Source organism: Streptomyces sp. NPDC002324 (assembly GCF_053593335.1).
Genome location: NZ_JBSFCF010000010.1, coordinates 1 through 16,768, shown reverse-complemented (window position 1 = coordinate 16,768; position 16,768 = coordinate 1). Strand labels below are relative to the sequence as shown.

The 16,768-nt window shown below is 72.5% G+C and carries 14 protein-coding genes and 1 rRNA gene; 7 read left to right on the top strand and 8 right to left on the bottom strand.

Annotated features, from left to right (window positions below; genetic code table 11):
• Positions 1-114: 114 nt before the first annotated feature.
• Entirely contained in the window at positions 115-684 is a 570-nt protein-coding gene (locus ACWCRJ_RS15755; protein ID WP_334658534.1) for a GNAT family N-acetyltransferase, read from the top strand.
• A 136-nt stretch (positions 685-820) separates the two neighbouring features.
• Positions 821-1,996, top strand: a complete 1,176-nt coding sequence (locus tag ACWCRJ_RS15750; protein ID WP_450939804.1) for a winged helix-turn-helix domain-containing protein — start codon at positions 821-823, stop codon at positions 1,994-1,996.
• A 21-nt stretch (positions 1,997-2,017) separates the two neighbouring features.
• On the opposite strand, the gene ACWCRJ_RS15745 is transcribed toward ACWCRJ_RS15750, so the two are convergent.
• From ACWCRJ_RS15745 to mtnA, 7 genes are all read right to left on the bottom strand, one after another.
• Entirely contained in the window at positions 2,018-2,767 is a 750-nt protein-coding gene (locus tag ACWCRJ_RS15745; RefSeq protein WP_450939803.1) for a response regulator, read from the bottom strand.
• Positions 2,768-2,971: 204 nt separating this feature from the next.
• Complete coding sequence (gene hpf, locus ACWCRJ_RS15740; RefSeq protein WP_450939802.1) at positions 2,972-3,664, bottom strand: ribosome hibernation-promoting factor, HPF/YfiA family; 693 nt, start codon at positions 3,662-3,664, stop codon at positions 2,972-2,974.
• Between the two features lie 314 nt (positions 3,665-3,978).
• Positions 3,979-4,779 (bottom strand): ComF family protein, encoded by an 801-nt coding sequence (locus ACWCRJ_RS15735; protein ID WP_450939801.1) that lies wholly within the window; start codon positions 4,777-4,779, stop codon positions 3,979-3,981.
• A gap of 295 nt (positions 4,780-5,074) precedes the next feature.
• Positions 5,075-6,913, bottom strand: coding sequence for an LpqB family beta-propeller domain-containing protein (locus ACWCRJ_RS15730; protein ID WP_450939800.1), 1,839 nt, complete (start codon positions 6,911-6,913; stop codon positions 5,075-5,077).
• The gene (gene mtrB, locus ACWCRJ_RS15725) at positions 6,903-9,014 is read right to left on the bottom strand and encodes an MtrAB system histidine kinase MtrB (RefSeq protein ID WP_450939799.1); all 2,112 of its coding nucleotides are present in this window, start codon (positions 9,012-9,014) and stop codon (positions 6,903-6,905) included. Before mtrB ends, ACWCRJ_RS15730 begins: the two co-directional genes overlap by 11 nt.
• A 1-nt stretch (position 9,015) precedes the next feature.
• Positions 9,016-9,705 carry a two-component system response regulator MtrA gene (mtrA, locus tag ACWCRJ_RS15720; protein WP_189823911.1) on the bottom strand — a complete coding sequence of 230 codons (690 nt, stop codon included), beginning with the start codon at positions 9,703-9,705 and terminating at the stop codon, positions 9,016-9,018.
• An 8-nt stretch (positions 9,706-9,713) separates the two neighbouring features.
• Positions 9,714-10,859 carry an S-methyl-5-thioribose-1-phosphate isomerase gene (gene mtnA / locus ACWCRJ_RS15715; RefSeq protein ID WP_450939798.1) on the bottom strand — a complete coding sequence of 382 codons (1,146 nt, stop codon included), beginning with the start codon at positions 10,857-10,859 and terminating at the stop codon, positions 9,714-9,716.
• Between the two features lie 140 nt (positions 10,860-10,999).
• Here mtnA and ACWCRJ_RS15710 point away from each other — a divergent pair, with 140 nt between their 5' ends.
• The 5 genes from ACWCRJ_RS15710 to ACWCRJ_RS15690 are packed head-to-tail and all read left to right on the top strand — an operon-like array spanning position 11,000 to position 16,565.
• Complete coding sequence (locus ACWCRJ_RS15710) at positions 11,000-12,349, top strand: glycerophosphoryl diester phosphodiesterase membrane domain-containing protein (RefSeq protein WP_450939797.1); 1,350 nt, start codon at positions 11,000-11,002, stop codon at positions 12,347-12,349.
• A gap of 40 nt (positions 12,350-12,389) precedes the next feature.
• Positions 12,390-13,079: a DUF4129 domain-containing protein gene (locus ACWCRJ_RS15705; RefSeq protein WP_450939969.1), complete on the top strand. Its 690-nt coding sequence runs from the start codon at positions 12,390-12,392 to the stop codon at positions 13,077-13,079.
• The gene (locus ACWCRJ_RS15700; protein ID WP_450939796.1) at positions 13,076-14,266 is read left to right on the top strand and encodes a DUF4350 domain-containing protein; all 1,191 of its coding nucleotides are present in this window, start codon (positions 13,076-13,078) and stop codon (positions 14,264-14,266) included. The genes ACWCRJ_RS15705 and ACWCRJ_RS15700 overlap by 4 nt, the downstream gene beginning before the upstream one ends.
• Complete coding sequence (locus ACWCRJ_RS15695; RefSeq protein ID WP_450939795.1) at positions 14,266-15,255, top strand: AAA family ATPase; 990 nt, start codon at positions 14,266-14,268, stop codon at positions 15,253-15,255. Before ACWCRJ_RS15700 ends, ACWCRJ_RS15695 begins: the two co-directional genes overlap by 1 nt.
• Positions 15,255-16,565, top strand: a complete 1,311-nt coding sequence (locus ACWCRJ_RS15690; protein ID WP_450939794.1) for a DUF58 domain-containing protein — start codon at positions 15,255-15,257, stop codon at positions 16,563-16,565. Before ACWCRJ_RS15695 ends, ACWCRJ_RS15690 begins: the two co-directional genes overlap by 1 nt.
• Positions 16,566-16,673: 108 nt before the next feature.
• On the opposite strand, the gene rrf is transcribed toward ACWCRJ_RS15690, so the two are convergent.
• Positions 16,674-16,768 (bottom strand): 5S ribosomal RNA (gene rrf, locus ACWCRJ_RS15685); the annotation flags it as partial.

The window sequence follows — 16,768 nt, the reverse complement described above, 5'->3', positions numbered from 1 at the left end:
CGCACCGCACCGCACCGCCGCGCCGCCGCGTCGCCGCGCCGCCCGGGGAACGCTCCCTGCGGGATGGCCGCGAACAGGATGGCGCCCCCGCGTTCCACCGACCAGAATCGCCCGATGGAACCCGTCACCCTGACCACCGAGCGCCTGGTGCTGCGCACCGTGGACCGGCGCGACACCGCCACGGTGTACGCGGCCGCGCAGGACCCGGACATCCAGCGCTGGACCACGATCCCCTCGCCGTACTCGCGTGAGCACGCGGAGGGTTTCGTCGAGCGGGCCGTTCCCGAAGGCTGGGCCACCGCCTCGATGTTCACCTTCGGCCTCTTCCTGCCCACCGGGGAGCTGGCGGGGATGCTCGGCATCACCATGCGCTCCCCGGGCACCGGCGAGATCGGCTTCTGGGCGACCAGGGAGCACCGCCGCAACGGCTATGTCACCGAGGCCACCCGCGCCGCCGCCCACTGGTCCTTCACCACGCTCGCCCTCGACCGCCTCGAATGGCGCGCCGAAGTGGGCAACGCCGCCTCCCGCGCGGTGGCCGAACACACCGGCTTCACCTTCGAGGGCACCCTCAGGGCCGGCCTCGACAACAACGGGGTCCGCCGCGACTGCTGGATGGCCTCCCTGCTCCCCTCGGACCTGGGCCTGCCCTCGACGACGCCGTACGTACCGGCACCGTCCTGACCCCGCCGCCCCGCCGCCCGCCGGGGTGCCGGGGCGGGTGCCGGAGCGGGTGCCGGGGCGGGCCATAGCGGGTGCCGGGCGTCCCGTATCCCCAGCTCAGCCCCGCCTGTCAGTCCCCTCCCCTACCCTGCGGAGCATGACCTCCCTCCCGCGCCCCGCCACAGAACTCACCGCAGACGAGGCCCGCAGAATCGCCCTCCGGGCGCAGGGCTTCCTCGGCGCCCCGGACCGCAGATCCGGCGTCCGCGGCGTGCTGCGACACCTGGGCGCGGTCCAGCTCGACACCATCTCGGTCCTCGCCCGCTCCCACGAACTCATCCCGTACGCCCGTCTCGGCGCCGTGGGCCGCACCACGGTCGACCGCGCCTACTGGACGGACACGCACGCCTTCGAGTACTGGTCCCATGCCGCCTGCATCCTCCCCATCGAGGAGTGGCCCCATTTCGCGTTCCGCCGCCGCGCCTACCGCGCCCGCCCCCAGTGGGGCCACCAACTCCCGGACGGCGCCTACGAGCGCGTCATCAAACAGCTGCGCGACGAGGGCCCTCTCACGGCCACGGAGCTGGGCGGCGCGAAGCGCACCAGCGAGTGGTGGGACTGGTCCGGCGAGAAGGTCGCCGTCGAACGCGCCCTGATGTACGGCGAGGTGGTCTGCGTGGAGCGCCGCGGCTGGAAGCGGGTGTACGACCTCGCCGAGCGCGCCGTTCCGAAGACCCTGCTGCACGACGAGCTGGACGACACGGAGTGCGTACGCCGCCTGGTCCGTCTGGCCGGTGAGGCCCTCGGCGTCGGCACCCGCGCGGACATCGCCGACTACCACCGCCTCAAGGGCGAGCAGTTCGACGCGGTGGTCGCCGACTCGGGCCTGGTCCCGGTGGCGGTGGAGGGCTGGGCCAAGCCGGCCTGGGCCGACCCGGCGGCGCTGGCGACACCCCCGCGCGGCCGCCACCGCACCACGCTCCTGTCCCCGTTCGACTCCCTGATCTGGGAGCGGGCCCGCACGGAGCGCATCTTCGGCTTCACCCACCGCCTGGAGGCCTACGTCCCCAAACAGAAGCGCGTCCACGGCTACTTCGCGATGCCGGTCCTCGCCGGGGGCCGGCTCGTCGGCCGCGTCGACCCCGCCCGCGACGGCCGCACCCTGGTCGCCAAACAGGTCACCCTCGACGGGCCGAAGGCGGTCCCGGCCGTGGCCCAGGCCCTTCTGGAAGCGGCGACCTGGGTGGACTGCACGGACGTGCGCGTGGAGCGGGTGGACGCTCCCGAGCTGCGCGAGCCTCTGACGCGGGAACTGGTGCGCGCGCTTTCCTGATCCTCAGCATTCTCGGCATCCTCAGCGGATTTCGAGAATCTTCTCCCGCATCGCGTAGACCACGGCCTCCATCCTGGAGTGCAGCTGCAGCTTCTCCAGGATGTTGCGCACATGGTTCTTCACGGTGTTCTCGGAGATGAACAGCTCCTTGGCGATGTCCCGGTTGTTCATTCCGGTCGCCACGAGCTTGAGCACTTCCAGTTCCCGGTCCGTCAGCCGCGGCGCCGGCACGAGACGCCGCTCGTCCGTCCGCTGGATCATGGACTTGAACTCGGTGAGCAGCTTCGACGCCATCGAGGGGCTGATCTGCGACTGTCCGTCGGCGACGGCGCGAATGGCCGTGGCCACCTCGTCCGTGGAGATCTCCTTGAGGAGATAGCCGGTCGCCCCCGCCTTGATCGCGTCGTAGAGGTCGGCCTCCTCGTCACTGATCGTCAGCATGATGATCTTCGCGCTGGGGGCCACCTCCTTGATGGAGGTGCACGCCTCGATACCGCCGCGTTTGGGCATCCGTACGTCCATCAGCACGATGTCCGGCAGCAGGTCCGCGGCCTTGTCGACCGCCTCCGCCCCGTCACCGGCCTCGCCGACGACCTGGATGTCCTCCTCGGCGGCGAGCACGATCTCCAGGCCGCGGCGGAAAAGCGCGTGGTCGTCGACGACGAGGACCCGGATCGGCTCCTTGCGCGAGGAGCCCGAGGAGGAGTCCGTGCCGGCGGAGCCGTCGTCGGCATCCTCGTCACGCATCGGTCCGAAACTGCTGTCCGCCATCGTTCCTCCCCCTGAAGGCCGTGGCCTGTGTTTCTGTGCCATTGCCAACCCAAGGCAACGGCCCCCCGGTTGGGGCCGGTTCGGCCATGATTTCATGCCCGGCCCGCCCTGCGGTGACAGAGCGGGCCGCAAGGGGTCGCACACCGGTGCCCCTGGGGGCGCAGAAGCGCTCCAGGGGCACCGGTCGGCTGTCACCCGGCGCGCTCAGCCGCCGAGCGCGCCGCCCGGGGCGTCCGCGTGCCCCTGGGCGACCATCGGGTCCGTGCTGAGGTGGATGACGCCGTAGTCGTAGGCGTGCCGCCGGTAGACGACACTCGGTTCCTTGGTCTCGGAGTCGACGAAGAGGTAGAAGTCGTGCCCGACCAGTTCCATCTCGTAGAGAGCCTGGTCGAGGGTCATCGGGGATGCCACGTGGGTCTTCTCGCGGACGATGAGGGGACCTTCACCCTTCACCTCCAGCGAACCGATCTTCTTGGTGGGCACGCCGTCCGTCTTCTCCTCGTCGGCGACGTATCCATTGCCGTTGAGGGTGGCCACGCCGGGGACGTGGTCGGCGACCTCCGCGGCAGTGAGCCTGCGCGCGCCACGGCGCGTGTAACGCTTGTCGTGCTGCTTGCGCAGCCGGGCCTCCAGCTTGTCCGCCGCCAGGTCGAGCGCCGCATACGGATCGCTTGCCGCTGCCTCGGCCCGGATCACCGGCCCGCGGGAGTGGAGCGTGATCTCCACCCGGTCACTGCGGTCGGCCTGTCGGGGGTTGGGCTCCTTGGACACCTCGACGTCGAGGCTGATCACCTTGCCGTCGAGCTTCTGGATCTTCTCCAGCTTCAGCTTCTCGGCCACGTGCTTGCGGAACCGCTCGGGCACCTCGGTCTTGCGGCCCTTGACGACGATGTCCACGCAGAACTCCGTTCCCGGATCGCTCCGCTCCACTGGCGGAGCATCTCCCTTGTGCACCAGGTTCCGGTGGCTCCCGGAACCGCGGACTCGGTGACTTCCACCTCCTCCTCCCCCGTGGACAAGATCTCCACCCACCACCGCGGGGTGATTCGGAAAAGCCGCAGCGCAGCATTCGGATATGTGGTGAACGGCCGGGGCCATTCCCTCACAACCGAACATATCTCGCCCGGCCGGATGTCGTCACCCTCTACTGGGGCGTACCTCCGTTCAGGTGAAATGGCCCTTTCATTACCTGCAACGATGCAAGTTCTCTGTCAGTTCCGGTTTATTTCGAAGGAGTCGGGTGGCGCGGCGACCACCGCCGCGCCGATGCCGTCTCCGGCACCGTCCGCACCCGTCATTCCCGTCACCCCCCGTGTTCGCACCGCCCCTTCCGGCTTCCCTTCCGCAACGCGTTCACCCGTCCGGGCCGCATGCCCGCCCCGGGCCGCCCGAACCGCCCGGGCCGCCTCCGCGAGCGAGGCACCCGTCGTCATCAGGTCGTCCACGAGCACGATCACGCCCCCGTCCAGCAGTGGGGTACCCCCGGCGGCCACCTCCAGTGCACCCGCGAGATTCTCCAGCCGCTGCCGGGAGTCCAGCCCCGCCTGGTCGGCCACGGCCCGGCGCTGGCGCAGCACCCCGGCGACCCGGGCCGGTGTCCCGGTGCGCCGCAGCTCCCCGGCGGCCGCGAGCGCGATCCGCCGCGCCGGGTCGTGCCCCCGCGCCCGCACCGCCCGCCGCGCGGACGGCACCGGGACCAGCAGCACCGGCCCGTCACCACCCGCTCCACCCGCCCGTACGGCCCCTGCCAGAGCCGTGCCGAGCGGTCCTGCGAGCGCCAGCGCACCCCGTTCCTTGTGCGCGATCAGCGCGGCCCGCACCGCGTCCTCGTACGGCGCCGCCGCGTGCACCACGGGCAGCCCTGACGGCTCCGGCACCGGTCGCACCCGGCACGGCGCGGCTCCGGTCAGAGCCGCGCGGCACTCCGGGCAGAGCACCGCGCGAAGCCTCCCGCACCCTCCGCACTCGGCCGGCAGCATCAGATCCGTGAGGTCCCGCCACCACCCCCGCATGCCCACCACTGTGCCGACGCACACGAAAACCTGCCACCCCTGTGGACAACCGCCTGTGGACAACTCACCGCAACCACAAAGGGGTTGTCACCCACACGAATGACGAGCGCCCGAAGAGAACGAGGGCGAGGGGCGCGCAACCGACCGGCCGGGTAACCGAGGGACCTCGGCACCGAGGGCGGAGGGCGGAGCGCGGAGCGCGGAGGCGCAACGGGTCGAAGGCGCTGAAGGAGCGGGCCGAGGGCCCGCGGCACCACCCGGCGCCCCCGCCCCCGTCCCCGCCCGCACCCCGACGTCACCCCGGATAGACCGGCGCCGACCCTTCCTTGACGACCGTCTGCCACTGCTCCCCCGGGGACAGCCGGACGATCCCGTCGGCCGAGTGCGCGACCAGCGGCTGGCTCTCGTCCTCGGACGCGGCGATCTCCTCCACACCCGTGAGCGCGGAGGGCCCGGAACCCGGTGTCGGGGAGCCGTCGACCCGGACGTACCGCATCTGCTGCACGCCGCCGCGCTCGCGCCCCACGACCACGAGTTGGCTGTCGCCCGCCCACGACATGGCGGTGACGTCCTCCAGGTCCGGTGTCACGGACCGCAGTTCGACGATCGAGACGGTGGTGCTCTCCGCGTCCGCGTCCCGCTCGATGCGCCCGATGTACAGCGCCCGCTTGCCCTCGCTCCTCAGGATCAGCGCCACCCGCACCCCGTCGGCGGCCACCCGGACCGCCTCGATCCGCCCGTCGAGGTTGGGGGTCCTGACCTCCAGCGGCTCACCCATGCCGTCCGCCAGGACGAGCAGCCGGGGGTTCTCGGGGTCGCGGTCCGCCACCCACAGATCGCCCCGCCCGTCCCAACTGGGCGTCGTCAGCCGGTCCTTCGCGGTGGCACCGGCGCTGCTCAGCACCGGATCTCCGATCGAGGAACCCGCCGTCAGCGGCGCCACGTACAGCTCGCTCCCGTCGGCCGACACACCGGCCGCCCGCTCCTCGTCACGCGAGACGGCGGCGGACCGCAACTGCTTCTCGCCGTCACCGAGCGCGCCGGGAACGGCCGTCGGCGTGGTCACCGTGCCCCGCCCGGACAGCCGTACGAGCTTGTGGTCGCCGTCGATGAAGTACTCGAACTCCGCGGTCTTGCCGAAGTCGTGCGAGGCGACGACCTCGTCGGCCGCGCTCTCGCCGAGCACGCACAGCTGCGCGCCGGTCGACCCCTGCAGCTCCACCTCGTCCACACCCGTGGGCATGTAGTCCTGCAAGGTGAACAGGAGCTGGGCGGCCATCTCCTTGCACCGGCTCGCCGAGACGTGGTCGGCCTTCTTGTTCAGCGGCACGACCAGCCTGTTCTGGTCGTCGGGCGTCAGCGCCCTGGTGCCCTTCTTCAGGGCCGTACCGGACGGAAAGCTCGTCCTCGCGACCGGGTTGAGCCAGCTGGTGGGGCCCTGCAGCAGATCGCGGACCACCTGAGTCACCGGGTCGACCTGACTGCGCACATAGACCGGGTCGGCGACGGTCCCCGGCTCACCGGACTGCGCGGCGGAGGTGAAGTAGTACTTGTTGATGGACTTGTAGTTGCGTTCGAAGTCCGACCGCCCGAGCACCACACCCGACGGCAGCCGGTCGATGCGCCACTGCCCGGTGTCCTTCACCCGCGTGAGGTGCACCTGCCTGCGGTACTCGCCGCTGGTGGGCGTGTACGCGTGCTGCTCGTCGACCCGGGCGACCCGTTCGCCGGACAGCTCGTACCGGTACTCGTCGTCGTCGGGCCGCTCCCCCGTGCCCGGGGTGTAGGGGGTCGGGGCCTCGGCGAGGACCGTGGTCGACTCACCCGGATCCCAGTCCTTGGCCGCGTCACCGGTCAGGTACTTGCGTGCGGTCTCGTATCTGAGGTCGTCGCTGGTCAGAGCTTCTAGGAAGCCCTGCACGATCTCCTGCGGCTCGGCGTCCTCGGCGGGCGGCAGCGCGAAGACCCGCACCGGCGAGTCCGGCCTCGGGGTGGACTCGACATCACGCATGTCGCCGCTGTCCGGCATCGAGGCGCACCCCGCCAGCAGGACGGCACAGACGCCGACACTCCCGATCCGCACGGCCGCCCTCGTCGGACGCCTACGGCCGCCTTCCGCGCGGTCAGCGCCCACGGAATGCCTCCCCCTGGTCGTGCTGCCGCTCCGGATCACTCTCGGCCGGCCTCTCCTCGGCCCGTCCCGTACCGCCGTCGGACCGCCGCGGGGGCGGGGTCACAGGCGAGGCGGGGGGCGGGGTCGCGGACGGCGTCGCGGACGGTACGCCCGGCCGGGGCACCACGCGCGCGCCGTTGCCCGGCAGTGCCGTCGGATCCGCCGTGGGAGCCTGTCCGGCACCCGCCCGGGGCCCTATGGCCGTCCTCGCGGCCCCCGGCTCACCGGCCTGCACCGGCACCGTGGCGAGCTTGCCGCCGCCCCCGAGCGGCAGACCCGCGTCGTTGAGTCCACGGTGGCGCCGGGAGTCCTTCGGCTCCAGGGGTATCGGGGACCCGCGCAGCGGCTCGTCCGCCGTCCTCGGCAGGGTGAGCCGGAACTGCGAACCGCCGCCCGGCTCGCCCCACGCCTGCAGCCAGCCCCCGTGCAGCCGGGCGTCCTCCAGCGCGATGGACAGCCCCAGTCCCGTACCACCGGTGGTACGCGCGCGTGCCGGGTCCGCCCGCCAGAAACGGCTGAAGACCCGCGTCGCCTCTCCCGGCTTCAGTCCCACGCCGTGGTCGCGCACCGCGACCGCGACCGCGCCGCCCGCCGCCGCCAGCTTGACCACGACGTCCTTGCCCTCGCCGTGCTCCACGGCGTTGACCACGAGGTTGCGCAGCACCCGCTCCACCCGCCGGGCGTCGGCCTCGGCCACGACGGGCTGCTGGTCCCCCAGCACCCGTATCCGCGTCCCCTTGCGCTCCGCGAGCGGCTCCGCCCCGCTGACGACCTTCCGCACCACCTCGCGCAGGTCTATCGGCTCGGCCTCCAGAGCCGCCGCACCCGCGTCGAACCGGCTGATCTCCAGCAGGTCCGCGAGCAGCGACTCGAACCGGTCCAGCTGGTCGGCGAGCAGCTCGGCCGACCGCGCGGTGATCGGATCGAAGTCCACGCGCGCGTCATGGATGACGTCCGCCGCCATCCGGACGGTCGTCAGCGGCGTACGCAGCTCGTGCGACACGTCGGAGACGAACCGCCGCTGCATCCGTGACAGGTCCTCCAGCTGCTGGATCTTCAGCTGCAGGTTCTGCGCCATCTTGTTGAAGGCCTCGCCGAGCCGCGCGATGTCGTCCTCGCCACTGACCTTCATCCGTTCCTGCAGCCGTCCGGCGGACAGCCGCTCGGCGATCCCGGCCGCCATCCGCACGGGCGTGACGACCTGCCGCACCACGAGCCAGGCGATGGCCCCGAGCAGCACGACGACGAACAGCCCGGCCGTCGCGAGCGTCCCCTTGACCAGGCTCAGGGACTTCTCCTCCTGGGTGAGCGGGAAGAGGTAGTACAGCTGGTACGGCTCGCTGTTGGGGTCGCTGACCTGTTTGCCGATGATCAGCCCCGGCTCGGACTCCTGGCCGTTGTCGTAGTGGATCCGCGTGTAGCTCTGGACGGCGCTCGTGCCGTCGTCGACGCGCTCGCGCAGCTCCACGGGCACGCTGAGATCCCACTGCACGCCACCGGAAACACGCGGTCCGAGCCCGCCGGTCTCGCCGTCGGCGGAGGCGGGACTGAGCGTCACGACGTCGAACGCGCCCTGGCCACCGCTGGAGAGCGAATTCACCAGGGTCGTCATCCACTCGACGACGTTCTGCACCCGGTCGCCGTCCGGATCCGGGTTGTCGTTCCCGGCCGCGCTCGCCTCGCTGTCGGCCCGCTGCTCGGCGACCGTGAAGCCGCCGGCGGCCTGGCTCTGCGAGGCCTTGACCTTGGCGTCCAGCAGTCCGTTGCGGACCTGCCCGATGACGACGAAACCCAGCAGCGACACGACACTGAGCGACATCAGCAGCGTCGTCACGACGATCCTGAGCTGGATGTTGCGCCGCCACAGCCGCATCACGGGCAGCAACGGGCGGCGCACCCAGCGCATGAACAGCCTCAGGACGGGGCTGCCCTGGACTCCGCCCTGGAGCAATCCGCCCTCCAGCAGACGCCCCCAGCCGGAACCCGACGTCTTCCGGCCGACAGGCCGCTCCGCGCGGGTCCCCGGCTGGCCGGGCGCCGAAGCGGCACTGTCACCGGACATGTCAGCTGGGCCCTGCCTTGTATCCGACACCACGGACGGTCACCACGATCTCCGGCCGCTCCGGGTCCTTCTCGACCTTGGAACGCAGCCGCTGCACATGCACGTTCACCAGACGGGTGTCCGCCGCGTGGCGGTACCCCCAGACCTGCTCCAGCAGGACCTCCCGGGTGAACACCTGCCACGGCTTGCGCGCCAGCGCGACCAGCAGATCGAACTCCAGCGGCGTCAGCGCGATCGACTGCCCCTCACGCTTCACCGAGTGCCCGGCCACGTCGATGACCAGGTCACCTATGGCGAGCTGCTCCGGCGCCGGCTCCTCCGACCGCCGCAGACGCGCCCGGATCCGGGCCACCAGCTCCTTCGGCTTGAACGGCTTCACGATGTAGTCGTCCGCGCCCGACTCCAGGCCGACCACCACATCGACAGTGTCGCTCTTGGCCGTGAGCATCACGATCGGCACCCCGGACTCCGCCCTGATCAGACGGCACACCTCGATCCCGTCCCGGCCCGGCAGCATCAGATCCAGCAGCACCAGATCCGGTTTGGCCTCACGGAACGCGGCCAGCGCCTTGTCGCCGTCGGCTACGAAAGACGGCTCAAAACCTTCACCACGCAACACAATGCCGAGCATCTCGGCCAGTGCGGTGTCGTCGTCGACGACAAGGACTCGTCCCTTCATGAATGCCATCATCCCATTAACTAAATCGTTACCTGGCGTGACCTGTCACACAGCTCGGCAAGCGCATCAGCGGTCACGGGCGACACAGCCCCTTCCTCGGTGACGATCGCCGTCACCAACTCGGGCGGCGTCACGTCGAACGCCGGGTTGTACGCCTGGGTCCCCAGGGGTGCCACCGCGATCCCACCTCCCGCCTCTGCTCCCGCCATCGGAACCTGAGGTGCCGTGATCTCCGTCACCTCGTGCCCCGCGCGCTGTTCCACCTCGATGGACGCCCCGTCCGGGGTGTCCACGTCCACCGTCGTCAGCGGCGCCACCACGATGAACGGCACATGGTGGTACCGGGCGAGCACCGCGAGCGGATAGGTCCCGACCTTGTTCGCCACCGATCCGTCGGCGGCGATCCGGTCGGCGCCCACCAGCACCGCGTCCACCTCTCCGGCCGCGAACAGCGAGCCCGCGGCATTGTCCGTGAGCAAGGTGTACGCCATTCCGCTGCGCGCCGCCTCATAAGCCGTCAGCCTGGCACCCTGCAGCAACGGCCGCGTCTCGTCCACCCACAGCCGCCGCAGCCGCCCCACCCGGTGCGCGGCCAGCGCCACCGCGAACGCCGTGCCCTCGCCGCCCGACACCAGCGCCCCGGTGTTGCAGTGCGTGAGCACCCGGTGCCCGCCGCCCGGCAACAGCTCGTCGAGCAGCGCCAGACCGTGCGCGGCCATCCGGGAGCTGGCCTCGGCGTCCTCGCGGTGCAGCGCCCGCGCGGCGGCGAGCGCCGCCTCGGCGGCCCGCTTCTGGTCGCCCGTCCGGCCGAGCTCGGCCCGGTGCGCGGCCCGCGCCCGGCGCACCCCCACCGCGAGGTTCACCGCGGTGGGCCGGGCGCCCTCCAGCGCGTCGGCGGCGTCCTCCACGTCGAACCCGCGCGCGGCGGCGAGCGCGACGCCGTACGCCCCGGCGATCCCCAGCAGCGGCGCCCCGCGCACGGCGAGGGCACGGATCGCCTCCACCAGCGCGGGCGCGTCCGTGCACACCAACTCGACCTCCTCGGCCGGCAGTCTCGTCTGGTCGAGGAGGACGAGGACGGGGCCCTCGGGCGGCTCGTCCCATCGGATCGCCGGTATCCCGGTCGGCCGGGTGTCGTCGCCGGATCGCGCGTACTGATCAGCCATGCGGTCAGTCTGCCCCGTATCCGTCGGACAATTGAAGGTGCGCAGCGGATACGGCCCCCGGTCACTTCGCGGAGGCCGCGTGGCACGATGGGCGCCAACCTGCCGCCGCGACCGCGGACGAGCACCGTGAAGGAGCGACGATGAAGGACACTCCGGGCTGGGCCTCGCCCGGATCCGCCCCCTCCGGCGGCCAGGAGCCGGACCACCAGGACTCCGCGCAGCCGGCGGACCGGGCCGACGCGGACCGCACGCAGCCCGCGGACCACACCGGCGCCGACCAGACGCCCCCGCAGTCCAAGTGGTCCAAGGAGCAGCCGCCGCCCGCCCAGTGGTCCGCTCCCACCCCGCAGGCCCCCGGCCAGACCCCGCCACCACCGCCCGGCCCGGGCTGGGGCGGCCACCCCGGCCCCCAGCACCCCGGCCCCGGCGGCCGGCCCGGCTACGGTGCCCCCGGTCACGGCACTCCCGGCTGGGGCGGCGGCTGGGGCGGCCCCCCGCCCGCGGCCAAGCCCGGCGTGATCCCGCTGCGCCCGCTCGGCATCGGCGAGATCCTGGACGGCGCGGTCTCCACCATGCGCACGCACTGGCGCACGGTCCTCGGCATCTCCCTGGCCGTCGCGGTCGTCACCCAGATCGGGGTCATCCTGCTCCAGGGTTTCGTCCTCGACGACACCGCGAGCGCCGACGCCCTCAACGACCCCAGCGCCACCCCCGGTGAACTGGGCCGCGCCCTGGGCGACACCCTGCTGAGCACCTCCGTGGTCATGGTGATCTCCCTGCTGGGCACCATCATCGCGACGGCCCTGCTCACGACCGTGACCAGCCGCGCCGTCCTCGGCACATCGGTGACCACCGTCGAGGCCTGGCGGGACGCCCGCCCGCAGCTCCTCAGGCTGGCGGGACTCACCGTCCTGCTGCTCCTGACCGCCGCCCTGATCATGACCGTCGGCGTGCTGCCCGGCGTCCTCCTCGCCGCCGGCGGCTCCACCGGCGGAGGCGTCCTCCTCGCCCTCTTCGGCGGACTCGGCGCCTTCGTCCTCACCGTGTGGCTGATGATCCGCTTCTCGCTCGCCTCGCCCGCCCTGATGCTGGAGAAGCAGGGCGTCCGGAAGTCCCTCGGCCGCTCCGTCAAGCTGGTGCGCGGCTCCTGGTGGCGGGTCCTCGGCATCCAGCTCCTCGCCGCGATCATCGCCTACATCATCGCGTCGATCGTCGTGATCCCCTTCTCCTTCGCGGGCGCGGCCCTGGACGGGGACGGCATCTCCGGCCTCCTCGCCACCGGCGGCACCACACTCGGCTGGACCTACCTCGTCATCAGCGGCGTCGGCGCGGTGATCGGATCCACGCTCACCTTCCCGATCAGCGCGGGCGTCACCGTGCTGCTCTACATCGACCAGCGCATCCGCCGCGAGGCCCTCGACCTCGAACTGGGCCGCGCCGCCGGACTCCAGGGCTACGGCGACGCCCCGGGCGCCACCCCGGGGAGCTGATGGGGTGAGCCTGGCGGGGGGAGCACTGACAGCCGTACCGATGGCGTGGCGCTCGGCGGACGAGCCGCCCCTCACCCTCCCGCGCGACCCCGCGCGGGAGGCGGCGCGCCGCGAGCTGTCCAAGGGCATGTACCACCAGAACGACCCCAGTTGGTACGAGCGCGCCATGGACGCCTTCTGGGAGTGGCTCGACAAGGTGTTCGGCGCCGCCTCGGCCGCCACCCCGGGCGGCCCGCTCGGCCTCGTCGTCATCGTCCTGGCCGTACTGGCCCTCCTCGGAGCCCTGTGGTGGCGCCTCGGCACCCCACACCGCGCCCCCGCCTCCTCCACCGTGCTCTTCGACGACCGCCCCCGCAGCGCCGCCGAACACCGGGCCGCCGCCGCGGCGCAGGCCGCCCAGGGCCACTGGAACCAGGCCGTCCAGGAACGCATGCGCGCCGTCGTACGCTCCCTGGAAGAACGCGCCCTGCTCGACGCACGCCCCGGCCGCACCGCCGACGAGGCCGCCTCCGAAGCGGGCTCGGCGCTCCCCGCCCACGCGGACCGACTGCGCACCGCCGCCCGGGACTTCGACGACATCACGTACGGCGGCCGATCCGGGTCCGAGGAAACGTACCTCCGGCTCGCCGCCCTCGACACCGACCTGGAACACACCAGGCCCGCACCGGCGGGCAGCGCCCCCGGCACCGCGGACACCGCCCGCGGCACCCGCACGGGAGCCGCCGAATGACCACCGAGGCCACGCATCCGTCCACCTCGGCCTCGCCCACGGCCCGTCAGGTGTGGACCCGCGCGCGCGGGGTCGTCCTCGCGGCGGTGATCCTCCTGGCGGCCGCCGCCGTGATCGCCGTGATCCGCTCCGGCGCCGAACACGGCCGCCTGGATCCGCGCTCCGCCGACACCGACGGCAGCCGCGCGATCGCCGAACTCCTCGACGACCGGGGCGTGTCCACCCGGCTGGTCACCACCCTCGACCGGGCGAGCACCGCCGTCGGCCCCGACACCACCCTCCTGGTCGCAGCCCCGGACCTGCTGACCGACGCCCAGCAGAACCGCCTGCGCGCGGCGACCGAGAACTCCGGCGGACGCACGATCCTGGTGGCCCCCGGCTCCCCGTCGGTGAGCACCCTCGCCCCCGGCGTCACCGCCGACGCCGCCCTCAGCCTGGACTCCACCCTCAGGCCCCGCTGCGAACTGCCCGCCGCCCGCCGCGCGGGCAGCGCCGACACCGGCGGGATCCGCTACGACGTCACCGCGGGCGCGGCCGACACCTGCTATCCGGAGAACGGCCTGCCGACCCTGGTGCGCGTCCCCGCCGCCGAGGGCAACGGCGACACCGTCGTCCTCGGCGCCCCCGACATCCTCCTCAACAGCAGCCTCGACGAGCAGGGCAACGCCTCCCTCGCCCTCCAACTCCTCGGCTCGCGCCCCCATGTGGTCTGGTACCTCCCCTCGCTCGCCGACTCGGCCCCCGACGCGGGCAACCGCAGCTTCATCGACCTGCTCCCCTCGGGCTGGCTCTGGGGCACCCTGCAGCTCTTCCTCGCCGGCACCCTCGCGGCCTTCTGGCGGGCACGCCGATTCGGCCCCCTGGTGCCCGAGAGACTCCCCGTCGCGATCCGCGCCTCCGAAACCGTCGAAGGCCGCGCCCGCCTCTACCGCAAGGCCGACGCCCGCGACCGCGCGGCCGCCGCTCTTCGCTCCACCACCCGCACCCGCCTCGCCCCCCTCGTCGGCGTCCCCGTCTCCCGGGCACACACGCCCGAGGCCCTGCTCCCCGCCCTGTCCGCCCACCTCCACGGCGACGGACAGCCCCTGCACCCCCTCCTCTTCGGCCCGCCGCCCGGCGACGACAGGGCCCTCATCGCCCTCACCGACCAACTCGACGCCCTCGAAAGAGAGGTACGCCGTTCATGATGGACCCGACCACTGACAACGCCGCGGCCACCGGGGACCCGGGCACCGCCCGTGCCTCCCTGGAGGCCCTGCGCGCCGAGATCGCCAAAGCCGTGGTCGGCCAGGACCCCGCCGTGACCGGACTCGTCGTCGCCCTCCTGTGCCGCGGACACGTCCTGCTCGAAGGAGTCCCCGGCGTCGCCAAGACCCTGCTCGTCCGCGCCCTCGCCGCCGCACTCGAACTCGACACCAAGCGCGTCCAGTTCACCCCGGACCTCATGCCGAGCGACGTCACCGGCTCCCTCGTCTACGACACCCGCAGCGCCGAGTTCTCCTTCCAGCCCGGCCCGGTCTTCACCAACCTGCTCCTCGCCGACGAGATCAACCGCACACCCCCCAAGACCCAGTCGTCCCTCCTCGAAGCGATGGAGGAACGCCAGGTCACGGTCGACGGCACCCCGCGCCCGCTCCCGGACCCGTTCCTGGTCGCCGCGACCCAGAACCCGGTCGAGTACGAGGGCACCTACCCCCTCCCCGAAGCCCAACTGGACCGCTTCCTCCTCAAACTGACGGTCCCGCTCCCGTCCCGCGAGGACGAGATCAGCGTCCTCACCCGCCACGCGGAGGGCTTCAACCCGCGCGACCTGCGCGCCGCAGGCGTACGCCCCGTCGCGAACGCGGCCGACCTCGAAGCCGCCCGCGCCGCCGTCGCCAGGACGACCGTCTCCCCCGAGATCACCGCCTACGTCGTGGACATCTGCCGCGCCACCCGGGAATCCCCGTCCCTCACCCTCGGCGTCTCCCCCCGAGGCTCCACGGCCCTCCTCGCGGCCTCCCGCGCCTGGGCCTGGCTGACGGGCCGCGACTACGTCATCCCGGACGACGTCAAGGCACTCGCCCTCCCGACCCTCCGCCACCGCGTCCAGCTCCGCCCGGAGGCCGAGATGGAGGGCGTGACGGCCGACTCGGTCATCAACGCGATCCTCGCCCACGTCCCCGTCCCCCGCTGATGGCCCCCACCGGACGCGCCGCACTCCTCGCGGCCCTCGGCGCCCTCCCCGTAGGCATCTGGGAGCCCAGTTGGACGGGCATCCTCGCCGTCAACGCCCCGCTGGCCCTGGCGTGCGCCTGCGACTACGCCCTCGCCGCTCCAGTACGCCGGCTAAGCCTCCTTCGCTCCGGCGACACCTCCGCACGCCTCGGCGAGACCGCGGACATCACCCTCACGGTCACCAACCCCACCAACCGCCCCCTGCGCGCCCACCTCCGCGACGCCTGGCCCCCCAGCAGCTGGCCGGCCGGCACCGAAGTGGCCGTCTCCCGCCACCGCCTCACGATCCCGGCGGGCGAGCGCCGCCGCGTCACCACCCGCCTGCGCCCGACCCGCAGAGGCGACCGTCAGGCGGACAGGGTCACGATCCGCTCCTACGGCCCCCTCCGCCTCTTCGCCCGCCAGGGCAGTCACAAGGTCCCCTGGACCGTACGCGTGCTCCCCCCGTTCACCAGCCGCAAGCACCTGCCCTCCAAGCTGGCCCGCCTGCGCGAACTCGACGGCCGCACCAGCGTCCTGACCCGGGGCGAGGGCACGGAGTTCGACAGCCTCCGCGAGTACATCCCCGGCGACGACACCCGCTCCATCGACTGGCGCGCCACCGCCCGGCAGTCGTCGGTGGCGGTACGCACCTGGCGTCCCGAGCGAGACCGCCACATCCTCCTCGTCCTGGACACCGGCCGCACCTCCGCGGGCCGCGTGGGCGATGCCCCCCGCCTGGACGCCTCCATGGACGCGGCCCTTCTCCTCGCCGCCCTGGCCTCCCGCGCCGGCGACCGTGTGGACCTCCTCGCCTACGACCGGCGCGTCCGAGCCCTCGTCCAGGGCCGCTCGGCGGGCGACGTCCTGCAGTCCCTGGTCAACGCCATGGCCCCGCTCGAACCGGAACTCGTCGAAACGGACGCCCGGGGCCTCGCGGCCACCGCCCTCCGCACGGCCCCGCGTCGCGCCCTGATCGTCCTGCTCACCACCCTCGACGCGGCCCCCGTGGAACAGGGCCTTCTGCCTGTCCTGTCCCGCCTCACGCAGCGCCACTCGGTCCTGGTCGCGTCGGTCGCCGACCCGCACATCGCCCGTATGGCCGACTCCCGAGGCACCACGGACGCGGTCTACGAGGCCGCGGCCGCCGCCCAGTACCAGGCGGACCGCCACCGCACCGCCGAACAACTCCGCCGCCACGGTGTCACCGTGGTCGACGCGCCCCCGGACGACCTGGCGCCGGCTCTCGCGGACACCTATCTGGCGCTGAAGGCGGCAGGGCGCCTTTGATGTGAGGGGTTATATGCGGGGTCGACATGAGGGTGGGTTGGGAGCCCCGAAACGGTCCGGAAATGCAGAAAGGCCCACACCATAAGGTGTGGGCCTTTCTCAATATTTGTTCGGCGGCGTCCTACTCTCCCACAGGGTCCCCCCTGCAGTACCATCGGCGCTGTAAGGCTTAGCTTCCGGGTTCGGAATGTAACCGGGCGTTT

Bases quoted from the DNA above. Each gene is read 5' to 3' on its own strand.
- ACWCRJ_RS15755 (WP_334658534.1), top strand. From the start codon at position 115: ATGGAACCCGTCACCCTGACCACCGAGCGCCTGGTGCTGCGCACCGTG.
- ACWCRJ_RS15750 (WP_450939804.1), top strand. From the start codon at position 821: ATGACCTCCCTCCCGCGCCCCGCCACAGAACTCACCGCAGACGAGGCC.
- ACWCRJ_RS15745 (WP_450939803.1), bottom strand. From the start codon at position 2,767: ATGGCGGACAGCAGTTTCGGACCGATGCGTGACGAGGATGCCGACGAC.
- ACWCRJ_RS15735 (WP_450939801.1), bottom strand. From the start codon at position 4,779: ATGCGGGGGTGGTGGCGGGACCTCACGGATCTGATGCTGCCGGCCGAG.
- mtrB (WP_450939799.1), bottom strand. From the start codon at position 9,014: ATGTCCGGTGACAGTGCCGCTTCGGCGCCCGGCCAGCCGGGGACCCGC.
- mtrA (WP_189823911.1), bottom strand. From the start codon at position 9,705: ATGATGGCATTCATGAAGGGACGAGTCCTTGTCGTCGACGACGACACC.
- mtnA (WP_450939798.1), bottom strand. From the start codon at position 10,859: ATGGCTGATCAGTACGCGCGATCCGGCGACGACACCCGGCCGACCGGG.
- ACWCRJ_RS15710 (WP_450939797.1), top strand. From the start codon at position 11,000: ATGAAGGACACTCCGGGCTGGGCCTCGCCCGGATCCGCCCCCTCCGGC.
- ACWCRJ_RS15705 (WP_450939969.1), top strand. From the start codon at position 12,390: ATGGCGTGGCGCTCGGCGGACGAGCCGCCCCTCACCCTCCCGCGCGAC.
- ACWCRJ_RS15700 (WP_450939796.1), top strand. From the start codon at position 13,076: ATGACCACCGAGGCCACGCATCCGTCCACCTCGGCCTCGCCCACGGCC.
- ACWCRJ_RS15695 (WP_450939795.1), top strand. From the start codon at position 14,266: ATGGACCCGACCACTGACAACGCCGCGGCCACCGGGGACCCGGGCACC.
- ACWCRJ_RS15690 (WP_450939794.1), top strand. From the start codon at position 15,255: ATGGCCCCCACCGGACGCGCCGCACTCCTCGCGGCCCTCGGCGCCCTC.